The organism is Cobetia sp. PS-4MA (assembly GCF_057670765.1).
Genome location: NZ_CM173107.1, coordinates 513,169 through 528,149, shown reverse-complemented (window position 1 = coordinate 528,149; position 14,981 = coordinate 513,169). Strand labels below are relative to the sequence as shown.

Genomic DNA, 14,981 nt, shown 5'->3' with positions numbered 1-14,981 from the left:
CGGGATTTTCGACTGTCCTCATAAAACAGACACCGCTAGCACGACCCCTGATGATCAAAACAGGGTTGAATTCCTAATACTGGACATGTGTCCAGCCTATCGAATGCGCAAAAGCTTGGTTAAGGTTCGGATGCGAATCTGTCGTCTTCTGTTCTGTTCACTTCATCACATCATCGGTCAACTATGCTGCGAATCCTTCATTCGCTCCCACGCGTGCACAAGTATCTTCTTTTACCTGTTGCCACAATGGTCACCGTGCTGGGCGCTCACAAGCTTCTTGAAACTCTGGACTCTCAAGAGATCTCACCTGCCTCTCGCCACCTCGCCATCGACCTGGCCAATGCCAGCTCGGAGGTGACGAACGCATTGCCGGTTGCCATCGCGCACGCGCAACAGACGCCTGCTCCGCTGGCCACGGCGAGTCTTGATGCGGGGCATCAGGCACTGAGCGCAGCTGGCGAGGTGCCACTCTCCGCGCTGACGCCGAGTGAGGTCATCGATGTCGACTTCGACATGCCGGTGATGTTGACCGACGCCAACTACCCTGCCGGTGAAGCTGAGCCCGGCCCGATCGTGGCACTGGCACCTTCTGCCGTGAAGACGGCCGAGGCGGTGATCGCCACCGCGACCGATGAGCAGGCCGGCGGGACCTCCTACGATGATCTGTCCGTCGATCCGGTCGAGCTGGGCGAGAGCCCGACGCTGCAGACCGAACTGGCAGCCAAGGAAGTCTATGTCCCGGAATGGCAGACCTACACCGTTCAGGCGGGCGACACCTTTGCCGTGATGGCGGAGCGTTCTCTGGGGCTCGGCTATCGCGAGACCACCCGCATCATCAAGTCGCTGCCGGACAAGCGTGTGCTGACCCACTGGCGTATCGGTGACAGCCTCGACTACAAGCTCGACGAGGACGGCAACCTGCTGGCGCTGCGCATCATGAAGGATGCGCGTCGCGGCTTCATGGTCAAGCGTGACCCTCAGCAGGATTCCTTCAGCGTCGCCAAGATAGAGAAGGCCACTCAAGCGACCCAGCGTCTGTTCGCCGGTACCGTCAGCGGCAGCTTCTCGCTCTCGGCGGAGGCCACCGGTCTTGGCGTGGCGGATGTCACCCAGCTGACTCAGGTACTGGGCAAGAAGATCGATTTCCGTCGCGATACCCGCAAGGGCGACAAGTTCCAGGTGCTGGTCGAGTCCGATATGATCGATGGCACCAGCACCGACTCGCGCATTCTGGCCGCCCGCTACGAGGGTACCCGCAAGTCATTGACCGTGGTGCGCAATGCCGCCGATGGCCGCTACTACACTCCGGACGGCAAGGGTCTCGACCCGGCCTTCAATCGCTACCCGCTGGCCCACAAGGCGCGCATCAGCTCGCCCTTCAACCTGAGCCGTCGCCATCCGGTCACTGGTCGCATCAGCCCGCACAAGGGCACCGACTTTGCCGTTCGCGTCGGTACACCGGTCCTGTCCACGGCTGATGGCGTGGTCGAACTGGTCGGCAACCACCCGCTGGCGGGCCGCTACCTCGTGCTGCGCATGGACAACGGCTACAAGACCCGCTACCTGCACCTCTCCAGACCCCTGGTCAAGAAAGGCGAGCGCGTGAAGATGGGTGAGAAGATCGCCCTGTCCGGCAATACCGGCCGCTCCACCGGCCCGCACCTTCACTATGAGGTGATGGTCAACAATCGTCAGGTCGATGCCATGCGCGTCCAGCTGCCGAACAACAAGTCACTGTCCGGCAAGGCGCTGGCCGCCTTCAAGCGTGAGTCACAGAACATGCTGGCCAAGCTGGAAGCCGCCGACAACACCGGCGCCATCGCCAAGGCATCGACGCCGACAGGCTCTGACGAAAGCTGATTCGCGCCATGCCCTGAAACGCAAGAGGCCCTCACCGAAGTGAGGGCCTCTTGCGTTTCAGGGCGTGGCATCTCCGGATACCCCGGTGATGTCGTTACTTCTTGATACCCTTGTTGGCGGCCTGCTCCAGCAGCTCTTCGGCTTCACTGGACGCCCCCTCCTCGCGCATCCTGGCCACATCCGCATACAGGCAGACGTAAGTGCCGCACGAGGCGCAGAAGACCTTGTCTTCCGGATTGTGCACCTGAGAGACGCGCATCCGCTTGCTACCACAGTCGGGGCACGGCTTGGGGATACGCAGTTCCTCGGATAGATCGGACATGTAACAGCCTCCTGTGCAATCTCTGGAAGGCATGCATCCGCGACGCAAGCCCGGGGAACGGGAAGTGCGCAGGATCCATGCGGTTGTGAAAGACATGGGGGCAGGCATCCTGCTTGCAACCCCATGGCGTGCTTGCCACCGAAGGTCGAGAAGAGCAGCTGTTAGGCGGCTGCCTGTCTCCTGCACACGACTTCCTTCCCGCTCGCGTCGTGTGTCAGGAACGCAAAGCCCCCGGCGTGGGCGGGGGCTTTGCATTGAGCTGGAGACCTCAGGATGCGCGAACTCTCAAGCCGCGCTGATGCGTTCACCGCTGACGATGGCATCCTGACGATTTCTCGCGGAGTGCTCCAGAGGGCGTCGCTGCGCATGGGAGCGGGCACCATCTCGCGTCAGACGAAACTCCTCCTGGAGTGCCATCTCACGTGCTGCCAGTCGGAAGTCCCCCATGGAACACAGGACATGACCATTCGGGCATTTCAACAGGTGCTCATCGGGGAGATCACAGGCTGGCCAATGCAATGATTCATTGCACTCGGGGCAGCGAGGACCATTACTGGTCGGGATTGAAGTAGAAAACATGCGCGAACTCCTTTTCGGCGCAAGAGGTGACGTTGTCATGACCAGGCTCTCGATAAGGGGATCATGCAGACATGGCTCAGCATGCGTGCGCATGATGGAGACACGAGGCCGCAGACTCCATTGCACTTTATGTTAGAAATATCAGATTCCTTGCTGATGTCCCGGATAGCTCGAGGCATCTCCAGCATGTCTCATCCGCGACAGGGCATCAGACGCGCCTCATCCTGACAGGACAATCTTACAAACGAATAACACTCCCACGGATGATGCAGATCAAGGCTGTCTCGAAACACGCTGATTGCCTTGTCGGATGACACACAAAAAAATCCCGGCCAATGGCCGGGAAAACACTCTCAGGCAGAACAGGACCTGAATCGGGAGGCAACGCTCACCGAGGGGGTCGACCAGGACGCTGGACAGTCGCCAGCGGTATCACGAATTCATGTCGCCTCTGACAAGGCACTTGCTCGGGGCTCCGGCAATGGACGATTGACCGAAAGGATGACGATTGCCGAAGCCTGACTCTCACATCTCACTGACCAGCATGCTGGACGACTGATGAATGCCGTATCACCTGCTGGCTGTCAGTGGGTAGAACATCTCAAGCCTGTGCATCAAGCTGCTTGATCACCTGGCTGGCCATCAAGGCAGGGTCGATGGTGGCACGCTTGCGAGCGCTGGCTTCAAGCCGGTCGCGCAGCATGAACCACACCCCGAGAAATTCGTCGCACTCGGCGCAGCTCACGATATCGTCATCTGCCGGGCTTTCTCCCAAATTGACGCGATTGCTGCCACAACGTGAACACTCCATGGGAACCTTGCGCACTGCGTTCATCTCGATGCCCTCCGCTGGATCCTTGATGAAAACTCTCACGGCCTTCCTCAATAGATTCGACCGTGACCTGCCAGATCTCGAGCAAGGAAAGGACGAGGGCTTGAAAAGCACGCTGCGGATCTCCATTCCCTCTCTTGGTGAGGCGTTCATCGTTGGCCTCGCTGCGCTCTGACACCCTCAAAGTTAGACACTTGAAAACTGTTGTACAAGTTTTTCTGAGTATCAAAACGTATCTGTATAGCTAACGTACACCCTGAACCTCCCATCCTGAACTGCGATTACGCAGCGTTGATCCCCCTGCAAATGTCGACCTCACCACTGACAATCGTCACGCCCCGACCGTAACACTTCGCTACAAATTCAGTGATCGTGCAATGAAAACTGCAGGTTGAGTGCGGCATTCTCCTCCGCCAGCACGGATGACAGCGCGGTTGGCCATCGATATTCACTGATGGACACCTCCATGCCTTGCCCTCCTGTTCTGCCGGCAGACCGCCGTAGCCCCGCCAGACGCCGGCATCTCGCTGGCCGAAAAGTGCACCTGATTCGTGACGAGCGCATGAACTACCGTACAAGTTTTTCCACTCCCCCCTTGAAACTTGATCGCGTCATCTGAATCTTAGGAAGCATGGCTGCACGAGATGGCAGCCCGACATCGTCCATGTCCTGATTGGCCCACCACTGCAGCACGCCACGCAGTCGCCGGCGGATTACATCAGGGCAGACGGCAATGAAGAATCGACACGCAAGGAGTACGGCATGAGCAAGATGAACCGCAAACAGATTCTGGGTGCGATCACCGCGACCACTCTGCTGACCACCTCCGGCCTGGCCATGGCCAATCCGCAGGGACTCTACTCCGCTGATGAACTGATGGATGCTGACGTCTATCTGCAGAACGACGACCAGCAAGTCGTGGGTGAAGTGGAAGATGTGCTGCTCGACGACAACATGCAGGTCGCCGCGCTGGTGGTCGAGAGTGATGAAGTGCTGGGCCTTGATGATCAGCAGTACGTGGTCGAGACCGGCAAGTTCACGCTGGAAACCCGTCAGGGTGACGACATCGACAATCTCGAATATCGCATTCATGTGAACATGGATGAGGCTCAGCTCAAGGAACAGCCGCAGTACACCACCGACTGGTGGCAGGACACTCGCAAGAGCGCGGCCGCTGCCTGGGATGAGACCAAGGACACTGCTGCCAGCGCCTGGCAGGACACTCGTCAGGCAACCGCCAATGCCCTGACCTCAGCAGGCAACGCGATCAGCGGTGCCGCCAATGACGCCCAGGATGAGATGGCAGACGAAACTCAGTGATCACCACTGACACCGAAGCGTCTTGCGCCATTCTCGTGGCAGTGACATGAAGGATTCGTCGCCGCCCGCAAGGCAGTGACATCAGAGCAGTCCTTTATGACGTTCGAGCCGACGCCCCGTCGCCACCTGGCACGGGGCGTTCTGGTATCTGGCGGTGCGAAGGCGAGCCGGAACGACTGACGTGCTGATGCAAGCCCATGCAACCGAGATCCCCGCCAGCGAAAGGCGAAGAGCCACGGAGGAGAGCCGAAAGCGGAAAACCATCGATCTGGCGAAACGGGCAGGCACAAAAAAAGCCGCCGATGGCGACCTGGCAGGCGCTACAGAAAAGCGCCTCGGGATGGTGGGCCCAGCAGGACTTGAACCTGCGACCAATCGATTATGAGTCGAGTGCTCTAACCAACTGAGCTATGGGCCCGGACAGCGCCGCTATGATAGCGAAAGCCAAAGCGTCAGGAAAGCCCGAAAACTCAACAACATAGACCTCGCTGGACACGAGCCGCCGTCACCGCCTCCGATCAGCCCCATCCCGCCTGCCACCCTGTCACGAACCCTTGCGCCACTGGCGTGTCCAATGCCTCAATGCGCCGCACAGAACTCACCTTTCGTAGCGCCCAGCCATCAGGAGTCACCATGTCATTTCCCTTTCTTCGCTGGACCTCTTCCTTCCACAAGCGCCTTCGCGCCCCTATCAAGGCCCTCGCCCTGGCCGTTGCCATGAGTGGTATCGGCATCAGCGTGCCCAGCCAGGCAGCCTGGCAGCTGATCCCGGATGCCAGTGGCGCCACCGCCACGCTGACCGAACAGAAGGCGCAGGGCAATGTCGAGCACGTCCACCACCTGCGTGGGTTGAGCGGCACCGTCGGTGATGACGGCAAGATGAGCATTCCGCTCAGCGTCGGTCAGACCGACCTGCTGGACAAGGTCGGCGAGCTGCCGCCGTGGCTGTCAGGCGTCAGTCAGATGCGTCTCGCCACCCTGACGCTGAATCTGGACCCCGTGGCTCTGGCAGCGCTGGAGACAGGCAGGACGACACGCATGCAGGTGCCCTTCACGGCCACCGATGGCAACCGCACTCACCGCGACACCCTGCCTCTGAACGTGACCCGCGAGAGTGCCGACCGCCTGAGCTTCGCCAACGCCGAGCCCATGGCGCTGGACAGCGCGGAAGTCGCCAAGAACCAGGTCGGCAGTACCCTGCTTGGCCTGCTGGGCTATGGCAATCTGGTCGGCGATATCCCCATCACGCTGCAGGGCGAGATGCAGGACCGCTGATCCCCCGCCGGCGCCATCCTCCGTCGAGGCGCCCCTCTGCCAAGGACCGCACTCTGACAAAGCCCGCCCTCTGACAAAGACCGCCCTTCGGGGCGGTCTTTGCATGTCTGAGCGCCACCGGAAGCCCCCGCCAGGCCACGTACACGGCCCACTGACATCAGATAACAAAAATAATTCTCATTCATGGTTCAGAAATGCCAACCCTGTACGTCTTCCCTCAGGAGAGAACGACAAACAAGAAGCATTCGCAAAAACATCATTCAGGATGGAACATCGTCACTCATGAAAGACTCCGCCACGCGACACCCGCATCAATCCCCATTGCTTTCACTGCCACGGCACCCGCTGGCACTGGCGATTGCCCTGAGCCTACCCTTCACCGGGCAGGCCGTGGCGGCCGACCATCGGGATGCTCAGGACGAGCAGCTGGATACCATGACGGTCACCACCACGGCGGCTACCAAGACGCAGACCGGTTACCTGGAAACTCCCCAGGCTGTCTCCACCATCACCCGTGATGACATCGACAAGCGCGCCGCCGAGACGGTGCAGCGTGCCGCGGACTATACGCCGGGCGTGTTCACCAATCAGATCGGTGCTTCCAACCGCTATGACTATCTGGTCCTGCGCGGCTTCTCCGATGGCAGTGTCAGCAACACCTTCCTGGATGGTCTGAAGCTGATGGGTGACTCGGGCTCCTACAGCTCGATGACCATCGACCCCTACTTCCTCGACAGCATCGAAGTCGTCAAGGGGCCGTCCTCCGTCCTCTACGGCCGCTCCTCGCCGGGCGGTCTGGTCGCGATGCAGTCCAAGCGCCCCGAGTTCCAGGACTCCGGCCAGGTGCGCTTCACCGTCGGTGACGACAACGAGCGCAGCGCGGCCTTCGATCTCACCGGCCCGCTGGATGACGAGAAGCGCATCGCCTATCGCCTGACCGGCCTTGCCAGCGCCGAAGACACCCAGGTCGATTCCGTCAGCGAAGAGCGTTATGCCTTCTCGCCGCAGATCACCATGGATGTCACCGACGACACCACCGTCACCCTGATGGGCTACTTCCAGAAGGACCCGGAAGGCGGCTACCACTCAGGCCTCCCCTACGAGGGCACGGTGGTGAGCCACGACGGCATCAAGCTCGGCAACGACTTCTACGAAGGCGACGAGGACTACGAGGAATTCGATCGCACCGAACGCATGCTCGGCTATGACTTCGAGCATCGCTTCAATGACGATGTCACCGCGCGCCAGAAATTCCGCTACCTGCGTTCCGATGTGGATCTCGAGCAGGTCTACGCCTATGGCTGGGCCTCGGATACCGAGCTGACCCGCTACTACTCCGGTGGCGAGGAAAGCCTGCGTGCCTGGACGGTCGACAACCAGCTGGAGACCCGCTTCTCCACCGGCGACATCGATCACACCCTGCTGTTCGGTGCCGATTATCAGACCCGCACCAACGACGTGGACTGGGAATACGGCACCGCCAGCTCGCTGGACGTCACCAGCAGCAGCGATGCCGATGTCTCCATCTATGCCACCGAGAACCAGAAGCGTGAACTGGATCAGACCGGTGTCTACCTGCAGGATCAGCTCAGCTGGGGCCGCTGGAACCTGGCCGCCGGCCTGCGTCAGGACTGGGTCAACATCAAGAATACCGATCGCGACTACAACACCAGCAGTGAGCTGAACGACAACGAGATGAGCGGCCGTATCGGCCTGATCTACGGCTTCGACAACGGCATCTCGCCCTACGTCAGCTACTCCACGTCCTTCTCGCCGAACTCCTACACCGACGAGGATGGCGACCTGCTCGACCCGACCACCGGCAAGCAGGTGGAAGTCGGCATGAAGTACCAGCCCAACGGCACGCGTGATCAGTACAGCGTCTCGCTGTTCCGCATCAATCAGGAAAACGTCGCCTCCAAGGACCCGGAAGACAGCTACTACACGTCCTACGGCGAGATCGAGTCCCAGGGCCTGGAGCTGGAAGCCCGCACCCAGCTGACCCGCGACTTCGCGCTGCAGGCCGGTTACAGCTACACCGACGTGACCTATGCCAAGGCGGAAGATGGCACCGAAGGCAACGATGCCAACCAGGTGCCGAAGCACCAGGTCAGCGTCTGGGGTGACTACGCCTTCAACGAGGGCCCTCTGACCGGCCTGAATGCCGGCCTTGGCGTGCGTTACTACGCCGACATGTGGGCGGATTCCGAGAACACCGAGAAGGTCCCCAACTACGCACTCGTCGATGCCCTGGTCGGCTACGACCTGAGCCAGGTCGGCTGGAGCGGCACCAGCGTGCAACTCAACGTCAGCAACCTGTTCGACAAGGAATACATCGCGTCCTGCTACAGCACCAGCTTCTGCTACTACGGTGCCGAGCGCAGCGTGACCGCGACACTGACCTATGATTTCTGATTCCGACACGTCCGCCGTCCGTCGATTCTGAATCGACCCGCATGACCCGCCGGCGGCAAGGATGTCGCCGGCACCATCGCCCTGAACCACTCATCGTCTGATACCTCTGGCGTGTGCCGCACATGACATCGAGATTGCCCGACACAGGGGCGCTCGGTGACGACTCACTCTCTGCCGATGCCCACGGCAGGCGTGACTGACCGCGCCAACCGCTTTGCCAACAACTTCACCAACAACAACGACCGCATCACGCGGCACTTGATGAATGTCCTGACTGGTCCTCGCACCTGTGCCACCTGCCCTGGCTGGCTGCGAGTCTCTTCCAAGTCTTTATCTGCGAACATTCGCATAAGGTTATGTAATGCACAGCCTTCATGATTCCGCCGCCACCTATGGCGCGGCTGCAGGATCCCCCGCGTCTGCCCCCCAGGCCGCTGCCGCCGCGAGCTCCCTGTCCCGCTCGCCCAGCGCCGCCCTGTTCTCACCTGCCAACATGGATGCCTGGCAGGCCGGCATGCAACGCATCAGCAGTCTGATCGCCGAACAGCTCGAGAACGTTCAGCAACCCTTCAGCGGCATCACCCCGGAAGCCCTGCGCCCGGCCTTTGCCGAGCTGGATCTCGAGACGCCCCTCGAGAATCTGGAAGCGGGCCTGGAGGAGCTCCAGTCGCTCTACCTGAAGGATGCCGTCTATTTCCATCACCCGCGCTACATCGCACACCTCAACTGCCCGGTCGTGCTGCCGGGTGTCTGGGCGGAAAGCCTGCTCGGCGCGATCAATTCCTCCCTCGACACCTGGGATCAGAGCGCCGGCGGCACCCTGATCGAGCAGCGCCTGATCGACTGGACCACCGAACGTCTGGGCCTGGGTCCGACCGCGGACGGCATCTTCACCAGCGGCGGCACCCAATCCAACCTGATGGCGCTGCTGCTGGCGCGTGACGCGGTCTGCGAGAAGCTGCCCAACCATCCCGGCAACCAGACCCACGGCCTGCCGCCGGAAGCCGGGCGCCTGCGCGTCTTCGCCTCCGGCATCAGTCACTTCAGCCTGCAGAAGGCCTGTGCCCTGCTCGGCCTCGGCCACAACGCCGTCATCCCCGTCGCCGTGGATGAGCGTCGCCGCATGGACCCGATAGCCCTGCGTGAGGCGCTGGACAAGGCGCGCGCGGAAGGCCTGATTCCGATGGCCGTGGTCGGGACCGCCGGTACCACCGACTTCGGCAGCATCGACCCGCTGCAGGCCATCGGCCGTGAATGTCATGCACGTGGCATCTGGTTCCACGTCGATGGCGCCTACGGCGGCGGTCTGATCACCTCGCGTCGTCACGGTCACTGGCTCAAGGGCGTCGAGATGGCGGACTCCGTCACCATCGATTACCACAAGACCTTCTTCCAGCCGGTCAGCTGCAGCGCCTGCGTGGTGCGTGATCGCACCCAGCTGCGCCACGTCACCTATCACGCCGACTACCTCAACCCGGAACTGCAGGCCCGCGAGGGCACACCGGATCAGGTCAACAAGAGCCTGCAGACCACGCGCCGCTTCGATGCGCTCAAGCTGTGGCTGACGCTGCGCCTGATGGGCGCCGATGCCCTCGGCGACATGCTCGATTGCGTGATCGACCTCACTCGCGAGGGCCATCAGCTGCTCGCGGCGGCACCGGACATCGATGTCGTCCAGGCCCCGGAGCTCAGCACCCTGGTGTTCCGCTTCCATGACGCCAACGAAGACACCCTCAGCGATGCACAGTGGGACGCCCTGAATCGCGAGATCCGCAAGCGCCTGTCGCGCAGCGGGGAAGCCATCGTCGCCGCCACCAAGGTCTCCGGCCGTCAGTATCTGAAGTTCACGCTGCTCAACCCGGACACCACCCGCGACGACATCGCCGCGGTGGTCGAGCTGATCCGCCAGCATGGTCAGGCGCTGGTCAAGGCGCATCACCTCGCCGTCAGCACCACGGCCCAGGCAAGCCACGCCGCAGCACTGGCCGACATTCCGGCCGCCAGCCGTCGCAGCCACACCACAGAAGCAAAGGAAAGCCGTCATGCATGACACCTCGACTCCTCACGTCACCGACACAGCTGAAACGCGCAATGAGGTGCTCGACTTCGTCGCCATCGGCATCGGCCCCTTCAACCTGAGCCTTGCCTGTCTGAGCGAGCCGCTGGAGGACGTGAACGGCGTCTTCCTGGAGCGCAAGGCCGAATTCGACTGGCACCCGGGCATGCTGCTGGAAGACGCCAGCATGCAGACGCCCTTCATGGCGGACATGGTCTCGCTGGCCGACCCGACCAGCCACTTCAGCTTCCTCAATTACCTGAAGCTGCATGACAAGCTCTACAACTTCTACATCCGCGAAGACTTCTTCCTGCTGCGCCGCGAGTACAACCAGTACTGCCAGTGGGCGGCGCGCGAGCTGACCAGCCTGCGTTTCGATCACGAGGTCCAGGACATCCAGCATGTCGGCGACATCTATGTGGTGCGCGGCACTCGCCCCAGCTCCGGCGAGGCCTTCGTCTATCGTGCACGAAAGCTGGTGCTGGGCACCGGCACCCAGCCGTATCTGCCCGGCGCTGCCGATGCGGTACGCGGCGAGGTGCCGGTGGCGGGCAGCCGCGTGTGCCACAACGCCCACTACCTGGCGCGCAAGGACGAACTGACGTCCCAGCCGGCCATCACCATCATCGGCTCCGGTCAGAGCGCCGCCGAGATCTACCTCGACCTGCTGCGCGAGATCGACCAGCACGCCTACCAGCTCAACTGGATCACGCGCTCGCCGCGCTTCTTCCCGCTGGAATACGGCAAGCTGACGCTGGAGATGACGTCACCGGATTACATCGACTACTTCCATGCCCTGCCGCGCGAACAGCGCAACACCCTGCTGGCGACCCAGAAGGGCCTCTACAAGGGCATCAATCTCGAACTGATCAACGAGATCTACGACACCCTCTACGCCAAGCAGCTGCAGGGCGTGGTGCCCACCACCCTGATGACCAATACCGAGCTGACCTCGCTGACTCGCGAGAGCGCCGATGGCGACTTCAGCCTCGGGCTCTATCAGCGCGAACAGCAGCAGGCATGGCGCCACGAGACCAGTGCCGTGGTACTGGCCACCGGCTATCACTACGTCGCCCCGCCCTTCCTGAAGAGCATCGAGTCACGCATCCGTCGTGACGCCGAAGGCCGCTACGCCGTCGGGCGCTTCTACGCCGTCGACGCGCAGAGCACCGCAGACGCCGAAGGCAATGAAGGTGACCAGTCGCCCTTTGCCGGCGAGATCTTCGTCCAGAACGCCGAGCTGCATACCCACTCGTTGGCCGCCCCGGACCTGGGCATGGCCTGCTATCGCAACAGCTGCATCCTGCGCGCCATCACCGGGCGTGAGGTCTATCCCATCGAGCGGCGCATCGCCTTCCAGAGCTTCGGCGCCCCGGGCGTTGAAAAGGGCAACGGCAACGGCTTCACGCCTCTGCCCGCCGCCCATCTGGCCTACGGCGAGACCGACCTGCATGCCAGTGCGGCCAGCGAAAAGACCGCCTCGTCCAGCACCGCCCCCACCGAGTCCTCACGCGCAGCGCAACACCGGGAGACCACCGCATGAACATGCCCGTCGACATCACCACCACCCGTGCCAACGCCCACAGCGCCGCGACCCCGGCCCAGCAGATCTTCGGCGACACATCACTGGACACCTCCCCGGCACTCGACCTGCTGAGCCCGGTACCCGGCACACGTTTCACGCGCCGCTCGGTGGAACTCGAACAGGCCCAGGCGCGCCTGCGCAAGCCGCAGGATGACAGCACGCCGGAGCGAGCGGAATTCGCGCTGCGACCGCTGGATCTCGCCGCCGACATGGCGCTGGTGGACGAGTGGACCAGTGGCGCGCGCGCCAGCTTCTGGGGCATGAGCGAAGACCTGCTCACCACCAAGCACGATTTCTATCAGGGCCTGGAAGACAGTCGCCACGCCCAGGGCTGGCTCGGTCTCTACAACGACCAGCCGGCGTTTCTGGTCGAGCTCTATGACCCGGCACACGACCCGCTCGGCAAGCATTACGCCGTGCAGCCAGGCGACTTCGGCATGCACTTCCTCATCGCGCCGCGCAGCGATGACCAAGCCCCCATCAGCGGCTTCTCGCGTGCGGTGATCGAATCGATCATGGCGATGATCTTCGCCGGCCAGTTCCGTGACGAGCACGCCGCGGATACCGGTGAGGCAGTCCGCCCGGTCACTCGCGTGGTGGTCGAACCCGACAGCCGCAATACCGCCATTCACCCGCTGAATGCCGCCGTCGGCTTCGTCGATCACGGCCCGCTGGATCTCGACGGCAAGCCCGCGCGTCTGTGCTTCTGCACCCCGCAGGACTTCCGCGCCGCCCTGGCGAGCCGCAGCCCGCGACTGGATACCGCCGTCACCGCCAATCCGGCGGCGGCCGGTCAGCATCTCACCGGGCCGGACTGGCAGCAGGCCAATCGCCTGCTGGTGCGCAAGGCACTGGCCGAATTCAGCCATGAGCGCCTGATCCACCCGCAGTGTGCCGACGAGACCAACGCCCGCATCACGGATAGCTGGCATCATTACCGCCTGTCGCTGTCTGCCCCGGCAAGCGACAAGGCCCCCGTCAGTCGTCGTGCGGTGGAATATCGCTTCGTGGCGCGCCGCTTCCAGCTCGATCACTGGTTGATCGACGCGGCCTCTCTTCAGCGTCTGGATGCCAATGGCGAGGCCCTGCCGCTGGATGCCCGCGAGCTGATTCTGGAGCTCAACGACGTGCTGGAGATTCCGCCGCGCCTGCTGCCGGTCTATCTCGAGGAAGTCAGCGCCACGCTCGCTTCCAGCGCCTGGAAGATGCAGCGCGCCGTGCGCGAGAATCAATCCGCCCGCGTGCTGGCCGGTGCCTCCTTCCAGACCCTGGAATCGGCGATGAGTGAAGGTCACCCGTGCTTTGTCGCCAACAATGGCCGCATGGGCTTCGATGCGCTGGACTACCGCGCCTACGCGCCGGAGGCCGCACAGCCCTTCGCGCTGGTGTGGATCGCCGTGCATCGCGACAACGCGCATTACTCCGGCGTGGATGGTCTCGATCCGCGCCGTCTGCTGGAAGAGGAACTGGGTCACGCCGAACTGGCCCGCCTGGAGCATCAGCTGACGGCCAAGGGCCTCGATGCCGCCGATTACCTGATGATGCCGGTGCACCCGTGGCAGTGGAATCACAAGCTGGCGATCACCTTCGCCGCCGAGATCTCAAGCCAGCGCATCGTGTGCCTGGGCCTTGGCGAGGACCGCTACCAGGCCCAGCAGTCGATCCGCACGCTCTACAACCGCAACCAGCCGGGCCGCCGCTACGTGAAGGTCGCGCTGTCGATCCTCAACATGGGCTTCATGCGCGGTCTGTCGCCCTATTACATGCGCGCCACGCCGGCCATCAACCAGTGGCTGCAGGGGCTGATCGACTCCGACCCGTCCTTCGAGACATGGGGCTTCCGCCTGCTGCGTGAAGTCGCCGCCATCGGCTATCGCGATGACGTGCTGGAAGATGCCGACCCGGCGGCCGTCGGCTATCGCAAGATGCTGGCCAGCCTGTGGCGCGAGAGCCCGGAAGACGTCAAGGACGAGGGCGAGCGCCTGATGACCATGGCCGCGCTGCTGCACGTCGACAACGACGAGAAGGCACTGCTGCCTGCGCTGATCGAGCGCTCCGGCATCGGCGCCGAAGCGTGGATCGACAAGTGGCTGACGGCCTACATGACGCCGCTGCTGCACTGCTACTTCAAGCATGATCTGGTGTTCATGCCCCACGGCGAGAACCTGATCATGCGCCTGCGCGATGGCGTGCCGTGTGGTGCACTGATGAAGGACATCGCCGAAGAGGCCGCGCTGTTCGCCACCGACGAGACCCGTGCCCTGGAATTGCCAGCAGGCGTCGAGCGTCTGGTGGTCGAGGTGCCGGAACCGATCCGCATCCTGTCGCTGCTCACCGATATCTTCGACTGCATCTTCCGCTTCGCGGTACCTCTGCTGGTGCGCGAGCAGGTGATGACGGAAGACGCCTTCTGGTCACGCGTCGCGGCCTGCATCCATGACTACCAGGATGCGCACCCGGAGATGGCCGACAAGTTCGCGCGTCACGACCTGTTCGCGCCACGCTTCACGCTGTCGTGCCTCAACCGACTGCAGCTGCGCAACAACCAGCAGATGGTCGACCTCACCGACCCCTCCGGTGCCTTGCAACTCAAGGGAGAGCTGGACAACCCCATCGCCGCCTTCGCCCGCCACTGACGGCGTCGCGCCTCCCGGATCATCTCGCTGAACGTGATCCGGGAGGCCGGCCCCCTCCGCGCAAGTCCCGCCTTGCGCGTCTGACCGCCTCCGAATGCTTC

At 62.6% G+C, this 14,981-nt stretch carries 11 protein-coding genes and 1 tRNA gene; 8 read left to right on the top strand and 4 right to left on the bottom strand.

Annotated features, from left to right (window positions below; genetic code table 11):
• Positions 1-246 precede the first annotated feature (246 nt).
• Entirely contained in the window at positions 247-1,860 is a 1,614-nt protein-coding gene (locus AC26AR_RS02335; RefSeq protein ID WP_240704272.1) for a peptidoglycan DD-metalloendopeptidase family protein, read from the top strand.
• A 94-nt stretch (positions 1,861-1,954) separates the two neighbouring features.
• On the opposite strand, the gene AC26AR_RS02330 is transcribed toward AC26AR_RS02335, so the two are convergent.
• The 3 genes from AC26AR_RS02330 to AC26AR_RS02320 all read right to left on the bottom strand — a co-directional run bounded on the left by AC26AR_RS02330 (position 1,955) and on the right by AC26AR_RS02320 (position 3,596).
• A complete protein-coding gene (locus tag AC26AR_RS02330) occupies positions 1,955-2,182 on the bottom strand; it encodes a hypothetical protein (protein ID WP_077379159.1) in 228 nt (75 codons plus the stop codon).
• A gap of 285 nt (positions 2,183-2,467) precedes the next feature.
• Positions 2,468-2,761: a hypothetical protein gene (locus tag AC26AR_RS02325; RefSeq protein ID WP_136939025.1), complete on the bottom strand. Its 294-nt coding sequence runs from the start codon at positions 2,759-2,761 to the stop codon at positions 2,468-2,470.
• 601 nt (positions 2,762-3,362) lie between these two features.
• Positions 3,363-3,596: a hypothetical protein gene (locus tag AC26AR_RS02320; protein ID WP_488107490.1), complete on the bottom strand. Its 234-nt coding sequence runs from the start codon at positions 3,594-3,596 to the stop codon at positions 3,363-3,365.
• 25 nt (positions 3,597-3,621) lie between these two features.
• Between AC26AR_RS02320 and AC26AR_RS02315 the strand changes: the two genes are divergently transcribed.
• Both AC26AR_RS02315 and AC26AR_RS02310 read left to right on the top strand, forming a co-directional pair.
• Positions 3,622-3,768, top strand: a complete 147-nt coding sequence (locus tag AC26AR_RS02315; protein ID WP_157109499.1) for a hypothetical protein — start codon at positions 3,622-3,624, stop codon at positions 3,766-3,768.
• A gap of 587 nt (positions 3,769-4,355) precedes the next feature.
• Positions 4,356-4,913 (top strand): PRC-barrel domain-containing protein, encoded by a 558-nt coding sequence (locus AC26AR_RS02310; protein WP_065392634.1) that lies wholly within the window; start codon positions 4,356-4,358, stop codon positions 4,911-4,913.
• 341 nt (positions 4,914-5,254) lie between these two features.
• Here AC26AR_RS02310 and AC26AR_RS02305 read toward each other — a convergent pair.
• A tRNA-Ile gene (locus AC26AR_RS02305) sits at positions 5,255-5,331 on the bottom strand.
• A gap of 215 nt (positions 5,332-5,546) precedes the next feature.
• On the opposite strand from AC26AR_RS02305, the gene AC26AR_RS02300 reads away from it, so the two are divergent.
• The 5 genes from AC26AR_RS02300 (at position 5,547) to AC26AR_RS02280 (ending at position 14,880) form a co-directional block, all read left to right on the top strand.
• Positions 5,547-6,188 carry a hypothetical protein gene (locus AC26AR_RS02300; RefSeq protein ID WP_136939026.1) on the top strand — a complete coding sequence of 214 codons (642 nt, stop codon included), beginning with the start codon at positions 5,547-5,549 and terminating at the stop codon, positions 6,186-6,188.
• Between the two features lie 282 nt (positions 6,189-6,470).
• A complete protein-coding gene (locus AC26AR_RS02295; protein WP_136939027.1) occupies positions 6,471-8,603 on the top strand; it encodes a TonB-dependent siderophore receptor in 2,133 nt (710 codons plus the stop codon).
• 361 nt (positions 8,604-8,964) lie between these two features.
• Positions 8,965-10,653, top strand: coding sequence for a pyridoxal phosphate-dependent decarboxylase family protein (locus AC26AR_RS02290; protein ID WP_488107489.1), 1,689 nt, complete (start codon positions 8,965-8,967; stop codon positions 10,651-10,653).
• A complete protein-coding gene (locus tag AC26AR_RS02285) occupies positions 10,646-12,202 on the top strand; it encodes a lysine N(6)-hydroxylase/L-ornithine N(5)-oxygenase family protein (RefSeq protein WP_488107488.1) in 1,557 nt (518 codons plus the stop codon). The genes AC26AR_RS02290 and AC26AR_RS02285 overlap by 8 nt, the downstream gene beginning before the upstream one ends.
• Positions 12,199-14,880, top strand: a complete 2,682-nt coding sequence (locus AC26AR_RS02280; RefSeq protein WP_488107487.1) for a GNAT family N-acetyltransferase — start codon at positions 12,199-12,201, stop codon at positions 14,878-14,880. Before AC26AR_RS02285 ends, AC26AR_RS02280 begins: the two co-directional genes overlap by 4 nt.
• Positions 14,881-14,981 lie beyond the last annotated feature (101 nt).

Bases quoted from the DNA above. Each gene is read 5' to 3' on its own strand.
- AC26AR_RS02335 (WP_240704272.1), top strand. From the start codon at position 247: ATGGTCACCGTGCTGGGCGCTCACAAGCTTCTTGAAACTCTGGACTCT.
- AC26AR_RS02330 (WP_077379159.1), bottom strand. From the start codon at position 2,182: ATGTCCGATCTATCCGAGGAACTGCGTATCCCCAAGCCGTGCCCCGAC.
- AC26AR_RS02325 (WP_136939025.1), bottom strand. From the start codon at position 2,761: ATGTTTTCTACTTCAATCCCGACCAGTAATGGTCCTCGCTGCCCCGAG.
- AC26AR_RS02320 (WP_488107490.1), bottom strand. From the start codon at position 3,596: ATGAACGCAGTGCGCAAGGTTCCCATGGAGTGTTCACGTTGTGGCAGC.
- AC26AR_RS02315 (WP_157109499.1), top strand. From the start codon at position 3,622: ATGAAAACTCTCACGGCCTTCCTCAATAGATTCGACCGTGACCTGCCA.
- AC26AR_RS02310 (WP_065392634.1), top strand. From the start codon at position 4,356: ATGAGCAAGATGAACCGCAAACAGATTCTGGGTGCGATCACCGCGACC.
- AC26AR_RS02300 (WP_136939026.1), top strand. From the start codon at position 5,547: ATGTCATTTCCCTTTCTTCGCTGGACCTCTTCCTTCCACAAGCGCCTT.
- AC26AR_RS02295 (WP_136939027.1), top strand. From the start codon at position 6,471: ATGAAAGACTCCGCCACGCGACACCCGCATCAATCCCCATTGCTTTCA.
- AC26AR_RS02290 (WP_488107489.1), top strand. From the start codon at position 8,965: ATGCACAGCCTTCATGATTCCGCCGCCACCTATGGCGCGGCTGCAGGA.
- AC26AR_RS02285 (WP_488107488.1), top strand. From the start codon at position 10,646: ATGCATGACACCTCGACTCCTCACGTCACCGACACAGCTGAAACGCGC.
- AC26AR_RS02280 (WP_488107487.1), top strand. From the start codon at position 12,199: ATGAACATGCCCGTCGACATCACCACCACCCGTGCCAACGCCCACAGC.